The following is a 21,677-nucleotide window of genomic DNA, read 5'->3' on the forward strand; positions in this document are numbered from 1 at the left end:
CGCGACGATGCGGGAGTCGGGGTGGGACACCAGGGGTGGGGGTCGGGTGGCCAGGGTTTTCATCAGCCATGCGGGTTCGGATACACAACTCGCGACTGAGATCCACGCGTGGCTGACCGCTGCCGGGCACGAGGTGTTCTTCGATCGGGACCGACAGGACGGCATCCGGCTGGGCGACGACTGGGAGGCCACACTGCGGGAGCGGCTGCGATGGGCCGACGCCGTGGTCAGCCTGGTCACGTCGCCATACCTGAAGTCCATCTGGTGCACCGTCGAGATCACCATCGCGCGGGAGCGTGGCAGTCGAATTCTCCCGGTCATCGGCGAGGACGGCGTCCAGCATCCGCTCCTGAACCCTCTGCAGTACGTCGAACTGGCGCACGCCCGCAACGCTCTGACCGACGCACTAGCCCGGATCGATGCCGGCGGGGCAGTCGGCTGGCCGGACGACATGTCGCCGTTCCCAGGCCTGGAATCGTTCGACGCGGACCGGCGCAGGGTGTTCTTCGGGCGCAGCGGTGACGTGAACGAGTTGGTGGAGTTGCTGCGGTCGCCGGCATGGCAGGCACGCGGCGAGGTCCTGCTTCTGGTCGGGCCGTCTGGCTGTGGCAAGTCGTCGTTGGTGCGGGCCGGGTTGCTGCCGGCGATGGCTGACGATCCTGAGTGGCTCACCGTGCGACCGTTCCGTCCCGGCCAGGACCCTGTGGCTGAGCTCGCTCGGCAGTTGGCCGATGTGAGTCGGTTGACACCGTCGGCCCTGCACAAGCGACTGGCTGATGAGGGGCTTTCCGCTGTGGTTGACGACTTGCTGGTGGCAGCACCCGGTCGCCGCCGGCGTTTGCTGATCGTGGTGGATCAGTTCGAGGAGCTCGTGTCGCAGACAGCAGTGGAAGAGAAGGCGAGGTTCGCGCAGTTGTTGCTGCCTGCTCTGGCCGGTCGGGTACAGGTGGTGGCGACTCTGCGACCGGAGTTTCTCGAACAGATGCAGGTGGATCCGGTTCTGGATGGCCTGCGCGGCCGGACGTCGCTGGTCGGTCCGCTTCGCCAGGAAGCATTGCGAGGTGTCATCGAGGGACCGGCTGATGTTGCGGGTATTGCTGTACCTGCCGAGCTGGTGAGCCGGATGGTCGACGACACGAGCAGCGGGGATGCACTGCCGCTGCTCGCATTCACGCTGGAACAACTGTCGGACGGCGTGCGTCGAGGCGGCGAGCTGTCGGTCACCCGCTATCAGCAACTGGGCGGTGTACGGGGCGCTTTGACCAAGCAGGCCGAGATCGCACTTCGCAACGCGGCCGAGTCAGGTGGTCGCACCGAAAAGGAGATCGTGGAAGGCCTCCTGAACCTCGTCACCGTCGACGAGAACGGCCAACCGACCCGCCGGCTGGTGAACAGCGACGACCTGTCTGAGGTCGTGGCCGGAGAGTATCGCGCGTTCGTGGAGCGCCGTCTCCTCACAACGAGCTCGCACGGCGACGGTGTGATCGAGATCGGCGTAGCGCATGAAGCATTCCTGACTGCCTGGGAACCGCTCCGGTCGGCCATCGCTGGTCAGCGTGCCGCCCTCCGGGCCCGCCGCATGATCGAGGCGGCCGCCGCCGATTGGGAGAGCCACAACCACCCGAGAGAACGCCTCTGGGAACGCGGCCAGCTGGCCGCGGCAGTGCGCGACACCGGTGCCTACGTCACCCGCCGCCAGGTGGTGTCTCGTCGAGTCGACCTGGCCCCCGCGGCCCGAGAGTTCCTCCGTCGATCCCTCGCCCACGATCGGAACCGCCGCTGGCGATCTACCACCATCCTCTCGATTCTGCTCGCGCTCGCACTCACCGCAGCCGGCATCGCCGCTGCGCAACGCAACTCGGCAGAATCGGAGCGCCGCACGGCGACCGTGCGCCAGTTGATCGCCCAGGCTGAGGCGGCCCAGACGACCGACCCGCGGACGGCGCTCCGATTGGCGCTCGCGGCCGACCGTCTTGATCCCAGCGCCCGTACCCGCTGGAGCCTCATCACCACCCTCCTGTCGAGCAGGTACGCCGGAACATTGACGGGTCATCGTGGCTCTGTCGACGCATTCGTATTCAGCACGGACGGCCGCTTGATGGCGACCGTTGATGGCGGCCGGCTCATACTGTGGGATATCTCGGACTCGGGTCAGCCCCGATCGCTCGGGCCGCCGCTGAAACCTGACGGCGGAGTGTCGGCTGTCGCTTTCGCTCCGGACGGCCGAACCATTGCCACCTCCGGGGCGGCGGGGGACCGTGTGCTTCTCTGGGATATCACTGACCCGATGGCACCGCGTCAGCGCGGCGCCGTTATCGATCCTGGGGTGGACGGACTGGACAAGTTGGAGTTCGCGCCGGACGGCCGAACGCTTCTGGTCGCGGGCCACATTCCCTCCGTGCTCTCGCTCTGGAGTGCCGTGGACGGCGCTCAGGTGGCGGCTCCGTTCGTCGTCGACATGATCTTCAAGGATGCCTGGTTCTTCGCCGACAGCAGCGTTCTGGTGACCTCCACCGTCGCCGAGGACTCTCAGGACGTGGTGCGCCGTTGGGATCTACGCAAGCCTGCGGCGCACATACAACTCGGCCAGCCCATCACTTATTGGAGGGCGTCCGCGTTCGATCCACGGCGCGGCGTGCTGGCAACCGATGGGTCAGCTCACTCCAACACCCAGGTGATCTTGCGCGATCTGAGTAACCCCTCGTCGCCTCGGCAGATCGGGAAGCCGTTGCCGGGCGTGCGATTCAGTGCGGATCAGCTCACCTTTTCGCCGGATGCCCGCAGCCTCGCGATCAAGGGTGACGGTGGCTTGGATTCGCATGCGGCTGTCCAGTTGTTCGACGTAAATGACCTGACAGACCCCAAACCGTACGACCAGCCGCCGGGGCAGCTGCGTGGACTCTCCGGTGCTCCCCAGCATTTCGTCGATCTCGGACCGGATGGCGATTCCATCTCCCTGGCGTTCGTGCCTGGGCGGTCCGAGATGGTGGTGATGTCCGACGACGGGACAGCGAACCTCTGGGACCTGACCGATCGAGCGTGGCCGCGGGCGACCGGGCATGCGATGAGGATGGGGAGTGGCGGTGTGTCCTCGGCGATGGCCGTGCTTCCAGACGGCAAACGGTTGTTGACTTCCCGGCCGGACGGCACGATCGTGGTCTGGGATCTCACCGGCGTTGACGAACCCCGGTCGTTCGGGCAGCCGGTGCAGTTGGACCTTCGCACCCCGATCAGCCTGGCGTTCTCGGCCGACGGCCGGACACTGGTGGCGAGCGCACAGGAGTCGATCGCACAGTTCGATGTGAGCAACCCTGCGGGGCCAAGGCCGCTCGGTCCGTCCAGCACCGTGTATCGGCCCGCGGGGTTTCGTGATGCCGCGCTGAGCCCTAGAGGCGACGCCGTCGCTGTGATCGCCCTGGACGGCGTCGTCGTGGCGGACACCAGGGATCCCGCCCGGAAGAGTTTGCTCAGGCCGCCGCTGCTCACGGGGGTGCCCGGTGATGGCGAACCTTCTGATGCAGCCTTCTCCGCCGACGGTCGTCTGCTGGCAGTCAAGCAAGCCCAGTATGACAGCGGCGGCAACTACCTGGCGTTGCTGGACACCAGTGATCCTGGTCATGTGCGGCGTTTCGACAGCCACTTGCCGCCGGTCGATTATGCAAGTGCCATGGCCATTTCGCCGACCGGCGCGACACTGGCCCGAGCCACAGGCGGACTCGGCTCGAGTCCGACGATCGAGCTCTGGAACATCTCCGACTCGGCGAATCCGCGGCAGGCTGCGTCGATCGCGTCCGGTCACAGCGAGGACATCCGGGAGATGGCGATCTCGCCCGACGGCAAGGTTTTGGTCACTTCAGGTCTGGACCAGACAATCGTTCTGACGGATATCAGTGATCCATCGCACCCTCTTCACCAGGGTCTCCCGCTGGCACCGGCGGACGGGGAAGCGACTGCTCTGACCTTCAGCCCGAACGGCCGGATGCTGGCTGCCCGCGTGGGCGGCGCACTCACTGTGTGGGATCTGTCCGATACGGCGAGGCCCCGGTTACTCGGTCGGCCGCTGACCACGCAGGTTTCGCGTTTCGGCCTGAACGCGTTCGCTTTCGCGCCAGACGGTCGCACGCTAGCCGTCGCCGGCAACCCCAGCCCTTTCCCCAGAGGTCGCCTGCAGCTGACTTTGGTCGACTTCAGTCCTGTGATCGACACGCGCGAACACGCGACGCAGTTGGCTTGTGCGCGGGTCGGCCGCGGCCTGGACGCAGCGGAGTGGGGGCAGTACGTCGGGGACCTCCCGTATCAGCAGACATGCGGTTAGTCGACGACGCTGTGGGGGGTGCGTCGGTATCGTCGAACCAATGGGTTCGGTACCGATGAGCGCACCGTTAGACTCTGGCATGGTCACCTGGCAGGCCGTGGGGTCCGAGGCGGTCGGCGTGACGGTCGGCAGCTCTGCCGATCTCATCCCCGGCCTTGGCGCACTCGAACTCCCTCGGTCGCGTCCCGTTGTCGTCCTCGTCGGCGGCGCCGGTGGGCTCACGTCCGCTGATCTCGATCGCTTGCGGCCGTTGATCGCTGATGGACTCATTCCGGTTCTCGAGCAGCGACAGGCGGTAGTCGTCGATGGCGGAACCGACGCCGGCATCATGCGCGTCATCGGCGAGGAGCGGATACGCCGGTCCGCGGCCTTCCCGCTCGTCGGTGTCGTTGCCCATGGCACCGTTCGCTGGCCCGGGCGACCTGCCTCGGACGACACTGCGGAACTCGAACGCCACCACACGCATTTCGTCGTCGTGCCTGGTTCCGAGTGGGGTGCCGAAGCGCCCTGGATCGCGCGGACCGCGACGGCGCTTGCTGGGGCGGCCTCGTCGGTCACCGTCCTCGTCAACGGTGGCGAGATCGCGTTCGCTGATGTCGCGAACAGCGTCGAGGCGCGTCGGCCGACTCTCGTCGTCAGTGGCAGCGGCCGCGCAGCCGACCAGTTCGCCGCGGCGCTCCGTGGCGAACCCGCCGACGAGCGGGCCGAGGAACTCGTCGCATCCCGCCTGGTGTTCTCGGCGCCGCTCGATCCGGAACGTCTGCGCGCGGCGATAGCATCGGCCTTGGATAGAGGCGGTCCATGACACGTCCTCGGCGACAGTCGGGTCCGCCGAGAGATTGTCCATCATCAGCCGTCGAGCGGTGGTACATCCAACTTCGGAGCTCGTTTCGCGTTCTCGACGATCAACTGCCCCCACTGGCCGTTCTCCGTGCGGAAGATGGTTTCCACTCGGTCGACCTCAGCGGCCAGGTCCTGCCGGGAGTCGTCGGCGGTGTCCCAGTCGATCTCGGCTTCTCCCAGGTTGTACTCCGCGTCGGCGTACAACTTGTGCAACTGCGGGAAGCCGATGATCGCTTCGAACGCAGTGACCGCACCGGCCAGGGCGGCCAACAATGATGCCACCACTCCGGCCGCTGCCCGGCCGCTCCCTGAAGGGATCTGGCCCAGTGCACCCGCCAGCGCCGACAGCGCCAGGAGCCAGTTGCGCGCTGTCACGGCCTGTTCGTGGGCACGCTGGTACTCCCGACGCCGCCCCTCGTAGAACTTGCGTTGATCGACGATCCTCAGCTCGCGGTACATCGCGTGGAACTGCGCCGCCCGGGCTTTCACTCCGGCTCCTTCCCGTGCTGGATGGCCAGCACCGCTCGCCGCAGGACGAACTCGCGATCGTCGCCGGTGTAGTTCCCTGTCCGGGACAAGTACCGAAAGCACTGGGAGCGCAGTCCCTCCGCCTTCACGCGCTCGTCCAGGTAGTTGTGTAGCCAGCCCTGCTCCTTGGCGAATCGGCTGCTCGCGGCGAGGACGACGCCGACGACAGCCAGCGCAACGCCCGGCCACCGCTGATGCGGTAGTGCGGCTTGGAGACCGCCGAGACCGACGACGAGTGCGGAGCCGAGCAGGATCAGGATCTGCTGACGCCGGTACCGGTGCTGGTAGCGCAAAGCGTCGCTGTCGCACTCCTCGAAGGCCGGAGCCAGTTCACGATCGATCACTGCCAAATCGGTGGCGAGGGCCGGATAGGCCTCCCGCTTCTCGGCGGAGATGATCGGTTGAGAGTGCGGCGGACGAAAACGGGGAAATCGCTTCAGCAACTGCAGAGCCACTGTGTCACTCCCTTTGGTCGGGTCGCCGGGTGTCCCGGTCGTGTCAGCGCGGGGGCGTGTAGAGACCGAGCGCGATGGCGTTGGTCAGGCGACCGCTGAGTTCGGCACGTTCCTCGGCACCGGTCAGCCGGTCGTTCGTGGTCGGATAGATGGCGAGGTCGCCGTCCCGGGTTATCGCAGCCAAGGAGCTGCCGTCCGGGGTGTAGGCGAGGCCTCGGATCTCGCCGCCGCGGTCATGGCGAAGGGTTTGGCTGGTGAAGCGGTCGATGTCCAGGGCACGGATCGAGCCGTCGGAGAAGCCCAGCGCCACGGTCCTGCCGTCGGGGCTGATGGCGATGGCCCGGGACTCATCGGCAGCGTCTGTCAGCGGCAGCATTAAGGCGTCCCTTGTCCACGGCTTCTCCTTCTTGGTGAAGCGGAAGCTACAGCCGTTCGCGGCGTCGGCACCGGTGTTGAAGAGCACCTGGCCGTTCGGGGTCAGGGCCAGCCGATGGTCGCTGTAGAAGCACAAACTGGTCCCGTAGGCCACCAGCGTGCTCTTCAGCGTGCCAAGGTCGAGTTGTACGAGCTCGCCCGGACCGCCACCGGCGATGGCAGTGTTCCCGTGGGTCACGACGGCCGCGGTGTCGAGCAGCGGAAGGTCGGCCCGTCGTGAATGCCATGTACCGGTCAGATCGACCACCACCGCGACATCCCTGCCGCAAGCGACGACGGCAGCTTGAGATTCTTCGCTGTAGTCGACATCTCCGGCTGAGCACTCGGGGATCGCAATGGATTGTTCGAGGGCTCCAGATGCAGTCAACAGATCCAGACGGCTCGCGCCGTCCTGCTGCCGAGCCACCAACCAGGCAGCGCGTGGACCGCGCGAGACCGCAGTACTGAAGCCGGATGCGACCCGCGAGGTACTCCACTCGAGCATCCCTGTCCGACCATCGAAGCCGAACACTCGGCCATCGCGCGAGACGGCTGCCATCTTTGCAGAGCTGGTCTGCGCGGCGATATCCATGAACCACGCGTCAGGAACACGGGACGCGACGCTGGCCTGCACGAGGTTCCACTCGACCTGCAGACCGTCGGAGGTGGTTCCCACGACAGTCCGATCCCGATCGGACCAGGCAAGCTGCACGACGGCACCGGGGACTCCCCGTAGTCGCCGGACAATCGTCGCGCTGCCCGTGTCGTAGACGGTGGCCCCGTCACCGGATGCGACGGCCAGGTACCGGCCGCTCGAGCTCCAAGCGAGCGCCGTGATCGTGCCGGCCGCGGCCAACCGTCGCACCAATCGACCCCGTTGATCCGTGATGGTGACGGCCGGATGGGTCGGGCCGGCCGTTGCGACGTGCCGGGTGTACGCGGAGATCGCGGAAATCGAGGTCGTCGAGCGGAGGGCCGGGCCCGATCCGCGCTTCGCCCGTACCGGGACGACCTCCGCCAGCGCTTGACCGAGGAGTTGCCGCGACGCGAACTTCTCCGGTAGCGCAGCCGTGCTGTCCAAGGCCTGTGCCATCCCGAAGTAGACGTTGTGCTCGAGAGCGAGATCGCCGTTGACCCCCGCAGCGATCTGCGCAGTCGAGGCCTGGAAACGGCGTTCTACTTCGCGCTGCGTTCCGACCGCGACCTGGATGGTCAAAAGCGTGATTGCGGTCAGCAACGAGCCGGCGATCGTGAAGGTACGGCGTCTGCGCCGCCGCCGGATCGACGCTTGGAGGTACTCCCGGGCTGCTCGGTCGAGACTGGTTCGACCGAGCTTGCCCAACTTGACGAGGGCCTTGAGGCGACGCCCAGTTGCGAGGCCCGCTGCGGTCTTCCCGTACTTCGACCAGCGGAAACTACTTGTGAGCAGATCGCAGGCCAGATATTCGGCGGGATCACGATCGGCTCGGGAGCCGACGATCCGGCCCGCGGCACTCCGATGGTCCTCGTCGACAAGACTCCAGCGAACGATCGCCTTGCCGTGGTCGGTGGCGAGCCGGTCCTCGATCGCGCAGTTCTCCGACCTTCGCCAGTGGGCAGAATCGCAGATGCAGACCACGATGGCTCCGCGGATCGCCTCCTCGATCTCGTCCAGCCACGGTACGGAGACCGGGATGTCAGTCTGATCGAGCCACACCTCGCAGCCTTGGTCGCGCAGTTCATCGACCAAGGGCCGGACTTGCGCGAAGTCTCGCCGGGAGTAGGAGATGAATACGTGGTGCACAGCTCTGTCACCTGCCCTTCCGTGGATCGACGTCCTTGCAGATCCGGATCCCGAGGGCCTTGACGAAGCGATTCGGCACGACTGGGTTGACGCTCGACGGGCTGCAGTTGAGCAGGCGAACCCGCGTCTGCTCGATCAGCCGGTCAGGGCTGCCCGCACATCCCGCGCAGGAAAGGGTCTTCCAGACGAACGTATCGGTGGTGACTCGCAGGTATCCGTCTGCGATCGGTTCCACCCTCCGCACCGCCGCCCGGTCTGCCGCCTGCCATCGGCTACTCATCAGCGCGCTGCCGGAGACGACATCGACCTCGAGGACGACGCCGTCGCTGGTCCCGAGCAGGAGCGTGCTGCCGGCGTTCTCCAACTGCAGGCTGGTGACCTCGCCGGAGAACGTCAGAACGTCCTGTAGCGGCGGAGGCGACTGTGCCTGACCGCTTGCCCGGCCGCCCGGATCAAGCCTGAGAACGGCGCCCGAGCGAAGCTGCACTTCGATCAGGCCGGAGCGGGTAGCCTTCGCCACCGCCACAAGCCCATCGGGTGAAGAGACGGCGACAGGTGCCCCCGTCGGCCGCAGTTGATGGGGCATCGCACGTGCAATAGGAGCGCGGCCCTGGACGCTCCACACAGCAAAGCCCCCGCCACTGTGACAAGCCAGCAACTGGCCATCGGGGGACACGATCACTGACCCGACATACGACAGTTCATCGCAGATGACTCCGAGGGACACGCCGTCCGGCATGAGGTACAGCTGCGTACCTTTCGGTCGGCTGGACATCACGACCAGGCCACCGGGCAGGATCGCCAAAGCATCGACGACGTCCGCCGTCGATATGCCCGACGGCTGCAGGCTCCGGTCTGTGGACCTTGCCCAGTAGATCTGTTTGTCTGCTGCCTTCAGAACGACACTTCCATCCGCACCCAAGGCGCCCGCCTCGAACGTGTGCGCCGGGAAGGCCCAGGCAGATTTCACGCCGCCCGTCACAGCATCGACTACCACGATCCTTCCGCCGATCCGGACCAACGCGCTCAACGACCCAGCAGGAGTAGAGATGAGATCGAGCACATCGTCGTAGTGCCTGCCCTGCGCGGCGGTCCATCGATTGTCGACCTTGTGTATGGTCACCAGGTCGTTGTCGACCAGCGCGACCAGAGCGTGTCCGTCGGAAGTCAGTTGCAGATCGCGGGCGGCCAGCGGAAGCGTCTGCTCGATACCTCCCGATCGAGAAACGACGAACAGCGCGCTGTCCGCGGCGACAGCGACAGTCGCCCCGTCGAGGCTGGAGACCACATGTTCCGGTATGCCCCGTTCGAGGCCGATGTCGAGCGAGTGCACCGACCTGCCTGTCATCACTTCGTACCAGACGAGCAAACCACCGCCGTCCACGACAACCGCTGTCTTGTCGTCTTCCAGAAACGCGAAGCCATTCGCGGCCTTGGTCCATTCCATCCCGACGAAGGCTCTCGGCCACGGATAGGACAGCGCGGTGACGAGTCGCTGCACGTCGCTGCGATCGGCCGGCTTGCCATTCTCACGGGATTGCATGATGGTGGCAGCATCCTTGATGGCCTGAACGTCCGGACGGCGGTCCGCCACTGCGTCGCTGGCGCTCTGGCTGAGTGTGAAGGACTGCATTTGCGCTCGCGCGACGAATACGAGCGCGATGATAGTGACAACAGCCACACTGCCGAGAAGGTAGCGAACTACGCGTTTGCGGCGGCGCCTCCTGCGAGCCGCGGCGACCTTGGTCGCGCTGCGCTCCACGAACTCGGCGATGAGTCCTGAGTGCTTTGCGTCCGCACCGTCGAGTTGCGCGGCTCGTGCGCTGGCGACCTCGTCCAAGTCGTCCAGCAGGGCGTCGTCGCGACGTCCACCGGCGACCCAGATGCGCGCGCGGGAAGAGAGTCCTTGCGTCACTCGATGGCTGTCGAGGTCGGTTTGCGACGAAGCGAAGACGAGCGCGCAACTGCGATCAGGAGTGTCGGGATCCCAGATGATCCAATTCAGGATGGACAGCTCACCTGGCAGCCCATCAGAACCTAGGGGGCCGACCCGGACAGGGATGATCCGCGCGCCTACTGCCTGAGTAATTTCGGTGAGCCAGCCCCGATCTCGCGCCGCGGAGGCCGAGAGTAGGACCACCAACGAGTCAGCCTGGTCCGCTGGGACGATCTGAACATCCTTGCCCATCAAGTAGTTCACGATGATTTCTCGCGTCGGCGCGTCCGCGGCGACGGAGCAGATAGAGACTGACCTCGGTTTCGGACCAGAAGCGCTCACCACTGAACAGCCCTGGAACATGCGTTTGAGCGAATTGTGACGCTGATCATTTTCCATCCCCCCGGATGCGTGCCGCCCCTCTCAACCGCATATCGGGCGGAGAAACGAATGCGTTACAGAAAGTCGCCGACGGGCCTGGCTTGCACGCCGACCTGGTTAGCTGGCGGACACCAGGTCCGACCCTGATGGACGACCGATGGCGATGGGAGTCGACTTGAGCCATCGTCGCTGTTGGGTCTCGACCAGCCGCTTCACACCGCCGCGCGCCGTCCCCGAACTCGAATGTTGATTCGGGCTCGGCAGCGCAATGAGCCACCACTCACCTGCGAGCGCCTGCCCGACGTTCGTCGACGAATCATGGCATCTGTGTACTCGGGGTATGACGTGTCGTGATCCGGAAGAGATATCACACTGCAGCGGTCGTGCTGTCTTGTCGGAGGATCGCCATATATGGTCGCTCGGTGGTCCGACTGTCCCAGGCGCCCTTGATGTGTGCAGACAGTTTCGGAATGTCCTGAACGACAGTTCTCGGCCACATATTGGGATTGTATGACACCACTCGCAGGAGATGGTCCACGTCAAATATCGGATTAGTTCCGGTGGCCTTGACCAGCACGGTCGGCTTCTGCATGGCGATGCGAATGCCGAGTTCGAATAAGACATTTGGATTATGTTCGGTCAAGTCTATGAGGACTAGATCTGCGTCGAGCAGCTCGTTCACAATAGTCGCGTGAATAACGTCGGAACCTTGGCGCCTTGCCGTCCGAGGCTCGAAGCCGGCGTCCTCGATGGCAGGTACGAACATCGACTCATAAACCTCAGCGAAGAAGCCCGGTGCATACTGTTCGGTCTTTTCGCTGAACGGCATCGCAACGAAGCAGATGGGTCGCTTTCCGGGTAACGGATCGATTCCTGCCGGAGCCACGGGCGGGAGGCCAGGGCCGTGCGATCGCTGCGCTGAATCGACAGTGGGGGTGTGTGTCCTCGCCGTGCCTGGTCCCTTCCAGTCAGCACCGATGCCAAGGTAGCGACAGTTCTTTCGCCATAGTTCCAGGAACTCGTCGTGCGTTCGTGGATCAAGGCCGAATCGGGTCTCAAGAGTATTTCTTACGAATTCGTCTTCGGGTAGAAGGCTGCCTTTATAATGGTCGAGCATCTGTTTGAATTTCTCGACGTTTAAGAATGCTTTGAGCTTAGCGTCGGCAGCCTCTTCGTCGGATGTCGGATAGACCGCTTGCTTTCCGAGTGGAGTCAACGAGACGAGCGCTGCGTCACGCGTGCCTTCCGTGAATCCGTAGTCTCTCGACGCTCCAGTCAAGTAGAAGAAGTTTCCGGTCTTTCCGCCGATTCCGAGTGCCTTGGCGATCTCTGATGGGGCGTACGGCTCGCCTCCATTGTGAGTTCGCAGAGTCGAAGGAATCCGTAGCGCCTCCTCCAGGGTGCGACGTGGAAACGGATACTGGGCCTTCGGGAGCCTCGAGGCTTTGGAGTCCAGTTCGTCATGCGCTGTGACGCCTTGGCTGACATCCTCTGCGACGCTTGCGCTCTCAGTCGACGCTTCGGGCACCTCGGTCTCCTCATCTCTGTTCCTTTGCATGTCGGGTTGTCGCAGTCGCGTTGCGCTCCCCCTCAGACGTGCCTCACTCCAGCACTGGCGAACGGTTTCCGTCTAGACCGCTTTTGTGTGACATAAGCGGACGTCATGATTGGCGCATCGGACAGGCGGTGCTTCTCACTCCTCGACGGATACCTACGTCTGTCCGATGCTTGGACAGCAAACTGCCGGCCCGTCGGCGTCCAAACTGAATGGTCGGTGGTTCGGGGCGTCGTCGGGTATATCGCTGACAAATGTTGCCAGTGACAAACTCTTGCTCGGTCGCAGCCGGGACGACGCGTCGTTAACCGGTTCGCCGTCTGGGACCAGATCCGCTGATGCGCCGACGCCCAGGCTGGGTCAACTGCTATCTGCATCACGACGCTCGAGTTGCGGCGAGGGCAGTGGTCAGGACGCCATGCTCATCCGCCGCGCCGAGCCTCGCCAACATGCGGGTTACCTCGGCCACGGTGCCTGCAGCCGTATGCACGGCGCGCGCCCGACGAAACGCGTCGACGGCCTCCCGAACTCGTGCGGGTTCGTCGGTAATTGCGAGCCCGCAGCAGGCCAGCCCCCGCGCGTCCAGCGCGTCAGGGTTTCCAGTGGCCAAGCTCAATAGTTGGTCGGCGGCGTCGACCGCAGCTCTGAAGGCGCCGGTCGCCTCCCGAACACGGCCGAGGTAAAGCAGGGCGATGCCCTCTATGACCTCTAACGTCGGCTGCTCTAGCGGATAGCCGATGCTGCGAGCAACACTCGTCACTGACAACGCCTCGGCCGGGTTAGCCGCCTCGATCCGGGCGCGGGCCAAAACGGACCGCACCATCACTGCTGATTCGATGTCGCCAATGGTGTCGGCGATCCGGATCGCCTCCTGACACAACTCGACTGCTCGCTGACCGTCACCTGATGCCAACCGCGCCCGAGCGAGGTTGCCGAGCCCAATGGCTTCGGCGGAACGGCGACCTATCTTCCGGTTGATCCTGAGCGCCGCCTCGTGCAGGCCGATCGCCTCAGCGTAGTTGCCCAGGCGGGTCTGAGTGGTGCCGAGGTTGCTCAATTGGTTGGCCTCACCCTGGATGCGGCCGAGCGCACGGTTGATCCGCAGCGAATCCTCGTACAGGCCTATCGCCCTCGGATAGTCCCCCATGCCGGCGTGACACATCCCCAGGTTGCCCATGGCGCGTGCCTCGCCCTCGCGGCTGTCGGCCTCTTGGCAGATCCGCAGCGCCTTGTCGAGCAGGCTGGTGGCCCTGGGATAGTCCCCCATGCTGAAATGACTCTGAGCTAGGTGGCTCAGATACGCTGCCTCATCTGCGCTGCGCCCGGTCTCCAGGTTGATCCGCAACGCCTTCTCATAGAGCCAGATTGCCTTCGGATAATCCCCCATGCTGGCATGACAAGTCGCGAGGTTGTCGAGAGCCGCGGCCTCGCCCTGGCGATCGCTGGTCTCCCGGCAGATCCGCAACGCCTCTTCATGCAGACCGATTGCCTTCGGATAGTCCCCCATGCTGAAGTGATAACTGCCGAGCCTGCTTAGGTGCTGGGTTTGCAGGGCTGGTTGGGTGATCTGACCCTGGATGCGGTTGTGTAGTTCGATGAGGGTGCGGTAGTGGCCCCACACGCGAAGGTAGTCATCATCAACGTCGGCCAGAACGGTAGCGGCGGTGTCCATGTCGCCGGTTTCGCAACGCAACTCGAACTCGGCCAGTTGAGGACGCACATCGTCAAGCGACCGCCACGATTCGCGAGGGGTTCGGATCTGGACGTAATAGTCGGCAGCTCGTGCCCGCAAAACTGCTTGAGTGTAGGAGGGTTGGCTGTCGTCGGATTGGCTAGCGGGAATGCGGCTGATGGCGTAGTCGCAGTCCACCGGGTGCAGGTAGTACTGACCGGAGTCGTGGCGGACGAGTTCGCTGCGCACAAGGCGGGTCAGAATCGGTGCTGAGTTGATGGTTGGGTTGTAAGGCTGCAACAAGTAGTCCACCGCAACTGCCGAGACGGCCGTTGGATAGACCGACAGAGCCTGCATCACCCGCTGGGCCAGCGGATCGAGCCCCTCGTAGGCCTCGCCGACCAAGACCTCGACCACCTCATCGCTGGTTATCCCGCGGGTGTTTTCCAACAGATCGGCCACCGTCAGAGACGGATCGCTCGCCAGGATCGCCTTGACCGCCTCTAACGCCCGCGGGAAGCCACGGGTCCGCTCGCGCAGCGCGGCCAGCTTCGCCTCCGGGGCGTTACGCAGGCGGAGCTTACCGTCGCGGTCGAGAGCTCGCAGCACCACCGCCGCATCCTCCGGTTCGAGCCCTTCCTCGAGACGCAACGGATGCTGCGCGCCCGGCTGCACCCGGCCGAGCTCGGTCGGAGGGACCTGAGTCGTGGCGATCACCTTCACTCCGTGCTCGGGCGCACGCAGCACCGCGACCAGGGCCTCGTGCAAAGCAGTCTCAGTCAAAGCTTCCCTCTGGATATCCATCACTGACTCCAGGTTGTCCAACAACACCACCACTCGGCCGCCGGCTGGGAAAGCCTCCAGGATCGCCGACATCACCTGCCCAGGTGGGTTGTGCGGGTCCTGATATAACGCCTCGATACGCTTTGCGTCATCGGCTGGCATCAGCCTGAGTAGGTCGCCGATCAGGTGCGGATAGCCCACAGGGTGGCGGCCGTTTTGGCTTAGGTAGACGATGCCGTCCACCGTCATCGAGGCCAACTCGGCGTCTTCATCGTCCAGTCCGGGGATCAGGCCCGCCTCAAGCCCCTTCAGCAGCCTGCACACCATCGCGGTCTTCCCGACCCCAGCTCGCCCGATTACTGTCACCAACCGCATCCCTGGCTCGAACAGGAACTCGGCCAACTGACGTGTCTCCACGCGGCGGTCTTGAAACCATGACGGGGCCGTCGTCGGCGCCGGGTTCACGAACTTTGATCCCCGCAGTCGCGCCAACTTTGGGGGGCGCTGCTCACGCTCGATCCCGCTCGCGATCCGCAGCCGGGTCTGCGCAAGGTCATGCAAGGATCGCTCGACCAGTGCGCCGAGTTGTTCCGGGTTGCTGAACCGTTGAGTCGTCAGATCCGCACCGCTCACCCTCTGCCGGAATGCGTCCTGCCGATCTCCATACTCTCGATCGATCAACGCCTCTATAGGGATGTGGAGGTTGGCCGCCTCGGTATTCATCAAGAACATTAGCCGAGGTAGCCCGGCGACCGTCGCGGTGTTGAACTCCAACTCGGTGTACGAGACATCTGGCCGATCTCGCACCGGTGACCCATACCGCGTCCCTAAGACCCCCACATACACATCGCTGCTCTGCACTCGATCAACGCAGACTGTCGCCGATCGAGCGTCCACGGCAGGAAAGCCGGCCATATCCACGACCGCATGGCCTGCGGCCATAATGGCCTGCTGTACCGCCGCAATGTACGAACCTGCCGCAGGATAATCACGGAGCTCCGCAGTATGCGACACGAACACCCGCCACGGCGGGCCATCCCCCCGACCCATACCCCCTCCTCGATCGCTCAACGATCCGCCAGATCTCAGTCGGCGGATCGCACCTCAGATGTCACTGGTACGACCGCTAGACCTGCCGGCATGCGTCGAGACGAACTCGCACAAAGCCTCAACGCCCCCAAAATCCCCTTATGACACCCAGCCTCCACTACCCGCAACGCCCGTGTCGAGACTGCGAGTCGAACTGCTGTCGCCGGCTCAAGTCGTATTCGGCGGCGCGGTCTGGCCCCACCTACCGCTGACACCGAATGAGCCAGGGTGCGGGACCGCCGAGCGCTAGGGGCTCTCATGGATCCGCTGACGTGCAGGCGGTGCTGTCCAGGACTCGACCGCCCGACCTCCGCACTCGTAGACAGCACACACCCCCTAGACGCGAGCGCTGCTCTTCGTTGTCCGTCGAAACGGGTCGACTCACTGAGTAAGGAGTTGCGTCCAGCAGAGTGTTAGCCGGCACATGGGTGCGATCACGCCGACGCGGCGGATGGACCGGCTGGCGTAGTCGCTGCTGTTGATGATGGCCCAGGATCTCGACGAAGTCGTGGTGGCTTCGCTATCCGTCGATGGACGAGTGCCCGTACACGTTTCTGACCGCGGACGCGTTGACGATGGAGGATCGCGAGGAGCGTTCGGGTGATCCAGATCGCGGTCACGGTCGCTACCGGCGTGAACGCCGACGGGTTCCGTGAGGTCCTCGGCCGCTCCGCATCGACCGCCGAGTCCGGAGCAGGTTGGGACAGCTTCTTTGAAGACATGGTCGCCCACGGAGCGGCGTCGTTCTGGTCACCTGGGGCGGCTCTACTCGCAAGTGAGGTCTGGACGTTGTAGGCGCGTTTCTTGCGCGCAAGGATGGATAACGATAGACATCGCCGGCCCGTCGACGGCTTGTGTGACTGGTGGCGCCGCCTGGCTTGCGGTCAAGCAGTACGAAACCCTGACCCGCGTGTCTCGCATGCTCGGCACGAGGTGTCGCTGATACCTGATCGCCTGGCTCGCATCACGACCCGAGAAGGAGTGGGTGCCAAGGTTGCGATCCTGAAGAGGCGATCAGTCGTGAGCAGACGATGTGGCGCATTTCGCGCTCGAGTTGACCGCTTCGCCATTCAGCAAGGTCGCCCTGACAGGTACTCCGCAAGTGAGGTGCGACAGTTTGGCTGGTTGGATGTGTCTTCGCTGATCGCCCTTTGGCCGCGTTGTCAAAGCTGATCTCCGTACCTCGGAGACTGAGGCGAGTTGCGCTGCTGACGCACTGGCGGCGGACCGGATATCATGGCCACTCATCATTGACTGCCCAACGAGACAGCGCCAGCTTGGAGTCATCGGTGTCGAAGAGGTATTTCATCTCACATGCTTCCATGGACAAGTCGGTCGCGCTGGAAATAAGGGCGCGCCTCGATGGAGACGCGTGGGTTGACCTGCACGAGCTCGACCTCGGGGACGTCCTCTTGGACGAGATCAGCACGGGAATCGAGAATGCGTCAGACTTTGTCCTGCTGTGGAGCGCAGCTTCTGCAGTTTCCAAATGGGTGCGATTCGAGTTTCACATGGCATTCATTCGTTGGCTTGAAGATAATGCTGTTGCGATTCGGGTGGTATGCCTCGACGATACGTCGGTTCCGCTATATCTTCGACCATTTGTTCAGTCGCGAGGTAGAGTAACATCAATCGAAATCGTTGATGCGTTACTGGGAAGTATGCCGCCGCCTGTCGCTCGCCGAGTCTTCTTCAACAGGAACTCGGAGATCGCCCAGATCGAGGAGGCGCTATACAGCCCCACGCAGCTGGCCACATTTGTGTGTGGTGTTCCCGGCAGTGGAAAGAGGAGCCTTGCTCGAGAGGCTCTGAATCGTCTGACTGTCGGATCGGGCGCGTCGCTACGGATCACAGTGACTCCGGGGACCGCGGAGCCAGAGCTTAACCTGCTCGTCGCGAATGCCCTCGGCGTCGCGCCCGCTGACGAAAAGTCGCCGCGCGAAACGGTGATCGAACACACAACGAGCTCGCTTGCGACATTCATGCGAAACGGCGGGATATGGGTATTCGAGGATGCAGAACACTGGCTCAACGATGATGGAACGCTGGGTCGGGTGTGCCTGCAAATCATCGAAGCGGCGGCGTCGCTAGGCGATCAATTTAGTCGTCTTGTTGTGTTCACCTCCAGGCGGCGGCCATCATTGCAGCAATGGGGCGACCGAGTCGGAACCTTTTTCCTTGCCGGGCTCGCTCACCAGTACGCCGTCCCGCTGCTGCGTGCGCAAGGTGCGTCCGGGGACGATGCTGCGCTGGCGTCTGTTGCAGAGGAATTGGATGGCCACCCACTCGCTCTAGAGGTGGTTGCACCTCGGCTGCCGATGGACATGGCCGATCTTCGCGAACAGCGCCACGCGATCGCAACCGACCTCGTAGATCCCACAGTTGTAAGTCCGAGTGCTTGGCGGCTTCTTGAGGTCCTGGCCCTGGTTGACGGCCCGATTGCGGGCGAGCAGCTCGCATCGTTCTTGGGTCTATCCGCAGAAGGCATTCAGGACGCCATAGCCCAAGCGGTCCAGTATTCGTTGGTGTCCAACCGATCTGGAGGGATGCTAGCTCTGCACCCTCTGCTACGTGACTACTTCTTGCGATCCTTCCGCAAGCAGCAAGATCCTCTGGAACGCATTTCTGCGCTCGCCGATATTATGCGCGAGAAACTGGAAACGCTCGCGCCGGGGGACGCTCTTTATGTTCCTTCGTTGCTCGCTACTGTCAAACTCCTGGGTCTCGCTGGCCGCTTTGATGAGGCCCGAGGGTTGCGAAGCGGCCTTATCGGTACTCTCCACCAGACTGCCATCGAGCTCTACCAGCAGAAGCGCTACTCTGAAGCGCTCCTGTATATAGATGAAGCGCTTTCCGGGTGGGACGAAAATGATGTTGAGCTACTTAGATTGCGTATCAAGACGTTAGCTTATCTGGGGCAATTCGACGAAGCGCGATCTCTTGGCTCAAAACTAATGGCGTCCCATCCGGCAAGTCCGTCGGTAATTCGCGACTGTGGCAGGGTCGAGTTCATTGCGCGGGACTGGGTAGCCGCCATTAGGTATTTTGAGCGTGCGATTCCTCATCGTCACAATCCCGCTCAACTCTGGACTGATATCGCTCAGGCGAGAATGCGACTCGACGACTGGGATGGGGCAGCGGTTGCCGCTCAAGCAGCCATCGACAGGGGCGGGGATACTCCATGGACACTGGCGCTGTATTCGGAAGCGCTTGAGCATCTTGGTCGAGTGCAGGATGCTGAAGAAGTAATGCAGCGCGCAGTCACGCGGGAGCCGAAGAACCCTGCGTATCGTCACCGGCTCGGCCGCATTGCACAATTGACTGGACATCGTGACCTCGCAATTCAGCAGTTCAGGAAGAGCGTCGAACTCGATCCAGCCTTCGTGCAGTCTTGGCTGTCGCTGGCGAGCGTGCTGGCAGATGATGGTGATCTTGTCGGCGCCCAAGCAGCCCTTCTGTCTGGCCGCGAGCTTCCGGGAGCGCCAGCGGCGGTGGTGGACAACGTCCAAGCGAAGATCCACCTCGGCACGGGCAATTTGGACGAGGCTTACAGGTCGATCGAGGCGGCGTTAACTAGCCGTCGCGATGGACAGAATTTGGCCCTAGCCGTGCGCGTCTGGATCGCTCGCGCCGAAGACGGTCGCGTAACGCCAGGACAGGCCGGCGCACAAGTTACCGCTCTTTCGCGGGAGCTCGATACCCTCGGCCAGCTCAGGTATGTTCTGGATATTAGCCGTGATTTTCCGCAATACTTCGGCAAGTGAGCTGGACATGGGGGCTCAGGGTAGCTCCGTGGATAGTGAGGCTTGGCGGCGGAGCGGCCAGAGGCGACGACCTCCGTACGACGATCCGTGTAGCGCTCGTGGTCTGCACGGAGTATGTCGGAGCGCGCCCGGGACGGTGCCCTCCGAGGCGTGGCCCCCGCTGCGGGCGGGGATGTCCTCGGCGCGTAGGCCAAACCATCTCCGAGGTCGCCCGTGTTGGTCCGTCACGACTGCAGCGAGGCAGCATCTCACGGATGGCGGCGACCATCTAAGAGCTTAGCCCGCGAGATTCGCTTCGATCTGCGGGCATCGAGGCCACATTTGAACCGGAACCAGGAAGCCGTGGTTGACGACTCCCGGACTGTGAGTGCGATCCTCTTCTGCTGTATCCCCATGCCCGAGCGCGTCGGCTCCCTCAAGCAATTTGGCGTCTTGCCTGCGCCGCCTCGATGGTGGCATGCCTATCTCTCGATCCTTGCGGGCTTTGGTAGGAGTGAGGTGTTCGAAGGGAGCCAGCCCACCGTGCGCTTCCACCTGCTCGAGATCTTCGTCAAACTGGCGGTCACATGCGGGAAGACAGTCCCGCCCCTTGGAGAGGCCAGATCTCGCCTGGGTGTCTGAGTACCATCCGGTAAATAGCTAAAAGTAACTGCAGGCGAGTTCCTGCTCCGTCACAGCTCCGTGAGACGATGACAAACACTGCCTACTGCTGATCATCATCGGCGGGCCAAACCGCAGGTCAGGGCTGTATGTGGCGATCTCCACCGAGATCGCCGCCTCGGGTGGAAGAGATCTAGACCATCTTCGAAGGCACCTCAGAAATCCAGCGCCTCGTCATCGCCCGAGCCATCTCCAGCATGCGCATTCGGTAGGTAAGCAAGGTCACGTCAACGAGAACGTCCCGGCCCACACCGGCTACTGACTCCGCGCCACGGCCAGACTTGCACACCTTCACCTCGTCCTGCTCGTTGTTAGCGGCTTCGTTCAGAGGCCTGTGAAGCGGTCGGCGGTCGCGGTGGTCAGAGGTCGAGCGTCCAGTTGCCGTCGGGGCTGATGAGGGCGCTGCGGTGTGCGGTGAGTTCGGCGGTCATGGTGTGGAGGGGGAAGCGGTCGGCGGCTGTCCATCGGGCTTGGACACGCTCCAAGTCGTCCCATAGGCGACGTGGGCCGCTTTGGTGGACGGTCTTGGTTCTGCTGTCGGCGCGTGCCCAGGATCCGTCGGTTGCTAGGAGCCACAGGAGTTGGGTGCCGTCTTCGCGGGTTGCGGAGCGGTTTTCGATGTCGGGGGTGTCGAGTTCGTAGAGGCAGCGCAGTTCCCAGTCTTCCCACAGATCGGGCAGAGGGCCGGTCAGTTGGCGGGTCTCGGTGCCTGGCTGGTCGCGTGCGGCGTTGTACACGTGGTCGAGGCGGGCGGGGTAGTCGGTGTCGCGGCGGGTGCGCATGAAGGTGGCTGGGTCTGGTTGGACGCGGCCGCGGACTACTCCGTCGGGGTGCTTCTCGGCGCTGATCAGGAGTGAGGTGCCGGTGATGGTGGTGACGATCTTTCCGCCAGGGCGGAGGGCCTCCAGCCATGCGGGTGGGATCGGGCGGACCGAGACGGTCGCGAGGATGCGGTCGTAGTCGGTGTCCGGTAGTGAGCCGGTGGCGTCGGCGACCTCGAGGTGTGGTGTTCGGCCGAAGGTGGCGAGGCGTTCGCGGGCGGCGTCGACGAGGTAGGGGTCTACGTCGATGCTGGTGACTTGCTTGTCGCCGAGGCGGTGTGCGAGGAGGGCGGCGGAGTAGCCGGAGCCGGTGCCGACGTCGAGTACCCGGTCCTGCTCGTCGGGGTTGAGCAGGTGGAGCATGCGCACGATCAAGCCGGGCAGGGTCGAGGACGATGTCGGGAGACCCGTTGGACGATCGGATGAGTTGGCACGGTCGGCGTGGAGTGAGCCGACGCGGGTCACCAGTGTTTCGTCGGCGTAGGCCTCGGCCCATGGGTGGTCCGGTAGCGGTGTGCGGAGTCCCCAGGCGAATGGATAGCTGTCGGGGATCGGCTCCCACCACCTCGGCACCAGTTGGTGCCGAGGTGTGGAGCTGACCGAGTCGTGCCACTCCGGTGCAGCCGCGGTTACCTGGTCGGCGAGCTTGCGAGCGGCTTCGGTCCAGTCAGTCACGGA

General features: G+C 63.9%; 11 protein-coding genes and 1 pseudogene. 4 read left to right on the top strand and 8 right to left on the bottom strand.

All coding sequences use genetic code 11. From position 1 onward, the window contains the following. Window positions 1–46 precede the first annotated feature (46 nt). Together ACWF0M_RS01555 and ACWF0M_RS01560 are read left to right on the top strand one after the other, a co-directional pair. The gene (locus ACWF0M_RS01555; RefSeq protein WP_452233635.1) at window positions 47–4,315 is read left to right on the top strand and encodes an nSTAND1 domain-containing NTPase; all 4,269 of its coding nucleotides are present in this window, start codon (window positions 47–49) and stop codon (window positions 4,313–4,315) included. Window positions 4,316–4,370: 55 nt separating this feature from the next. Further along, window positions 4,371–5,120, top strand: a complete 750-nt coding sequence (locus ACWF0M_RS01560) for a hypothetical protein (protein WP_452233636.1) — start codon at window positions 4,371–4,373, stop codon at window positions 5,118–5,120. 44 nt (window positions 5,121–5,164) lie between these two features. Here ACWF0M_RS01560 and ACWF0M_RS01565 read toward each other — a convergent pair whose 3' ends face one another. From ACWF0M_RS01565 to ACWF0M_RS01595, 7 genes and pseudogenes are all read right to left on the bottom strand, one after another. Then, a complete protein-coding gene (locus ACWF0M_RS01565; RefSeq protein ID WP_452233637.1) occupies window positions 5,165–5,647 on the bottom strand; it encodes an SLATT domain-containing protein in 483 nt (160 codons plus the stop codon). Further along, a complete protein-coding gene (locus ACWF0M_RS01570; protein ID WP_452233638.1) occupies window positions 5,644–6,141 on the bottom strand; it encodes a DUF4231 domain-containing protein in 498 nt (165 codons plus the stop codon). Before ACWF0M_RS01570 ends, ACWF0M_RS01565 begins: the two co-directional genes overlap by 4 nt. Window positions 6,142–6,184: 43 nt before the next feature. Next, entirely contained in the window at window positions 6,185–8,338 is a 2,154-nt protein-coding gene (locus ACWF0M_RS01575) for a toll/interleukin-1 receptor domain-containing protein (protein ID WP_452233639.1), read from the bottom strand. A 7-nt stretch (window positions 8,339–8,345) separates the two neighbouring features. Beyond that, the gene (locus tag ACWF0M_RS01580) at window positions 8,346–10,538 is read right to left on the bottom strand and encodes a WD40 repeat domain-containing protein (protein ID WP_452233640.1); all 2,193 of its coding nucleotides are present in this window, start codon (window positions 10,536–10,538) and stop codon (window positions 8,346–8,348) included. 484 nt (window positions 10,539–11,022) lie between these two features. Then, window positions 11,023–12,183, bottom strand: a complete 1,161-nt coding sequence (locus ACWF0M_RS01585) for a hypothetical protein (protein ID WP_452233641.1) — start codon at window positions 12,181–12,183, stop codon at window positions 11,023–11,025. A 403-nt stretch (window positions 12,184–12,586) separates the two neighbouring features. After that, complete coding sequence (locus ACWF0M_RS01590) at window positions 12,587–15,388, bottom strand: tetratricopeptide repeat protein (protein ID WP_452233912.1); 2,802 nt, start codon at window positions 15,386–15,388, stop codon at window positions 12,587–12,589. A 45-nt stretch (window positions 15,389–15,433) separates the two neighbouring features. Continuing rightward, a pseudogene (locus tag ACWF0M_RS01595) lies at window positions 15,434–15,715 on the bottom strand (DUF4062 domain-containing protein); the annotation flags it as partial. A 639-nt stretch (window positions 15,716–16,354) separates the two neighbouring features. Here ACWF0M_RS01595 and ACWF0M_RS01600 point away from each other — a divergent pair. Next, window positions 16,355–16,549 (top strand): transposase, encoded by a 195-nt coding sequence (locus ACWF0M_RS01600; RefSeq protein ID WP_452233642.1) that lies wholly within the window; start codon window positions 16,355–16,357, stop codon window positions 16,547–16,549. Window positions 16,550–17,043: 494 nt separating this feature from the next. Continuing rightward, window positions 17,044–19,518 carry a tetratricopeptide repeat protein gene (locus tag ACWF0M_RS01605; protein ID WP_452233643.1) on the top strand — a complete coding sequence of 825 codons (2,475 nt, stop codon included), beginning with the start codon at window positions 17,044–17,046 and terminating at the stop codon, window positions 19,516–19,518. 1,019 nt (window positions 19,519–20,537) lie between these two features. On the opposite strand, the gene ACWF0M_RS01610 is transcribed toward ACWF0M_RS01605, so the two are convergent. After that, window positions 20,538–21,674 carry a methyltransferase domain-containing protein gene (locus ACWF0M_RS01610; RefSeq protein WP_452233644.1) on the bottom strand — a complete coding sequence of 379 codons (1,137 nt, stop codon included), beginning with the start codon at window positions 21,672–21,674 and terminating at the stop codon, window positions 20,538–20,540. Between the last annotated feature and the right edge of the window lie 3 nt (window positions 21,675–21,677).

This window comes from Kribbella sp. NPDC055110 (genome assembly GCF_053607525.1).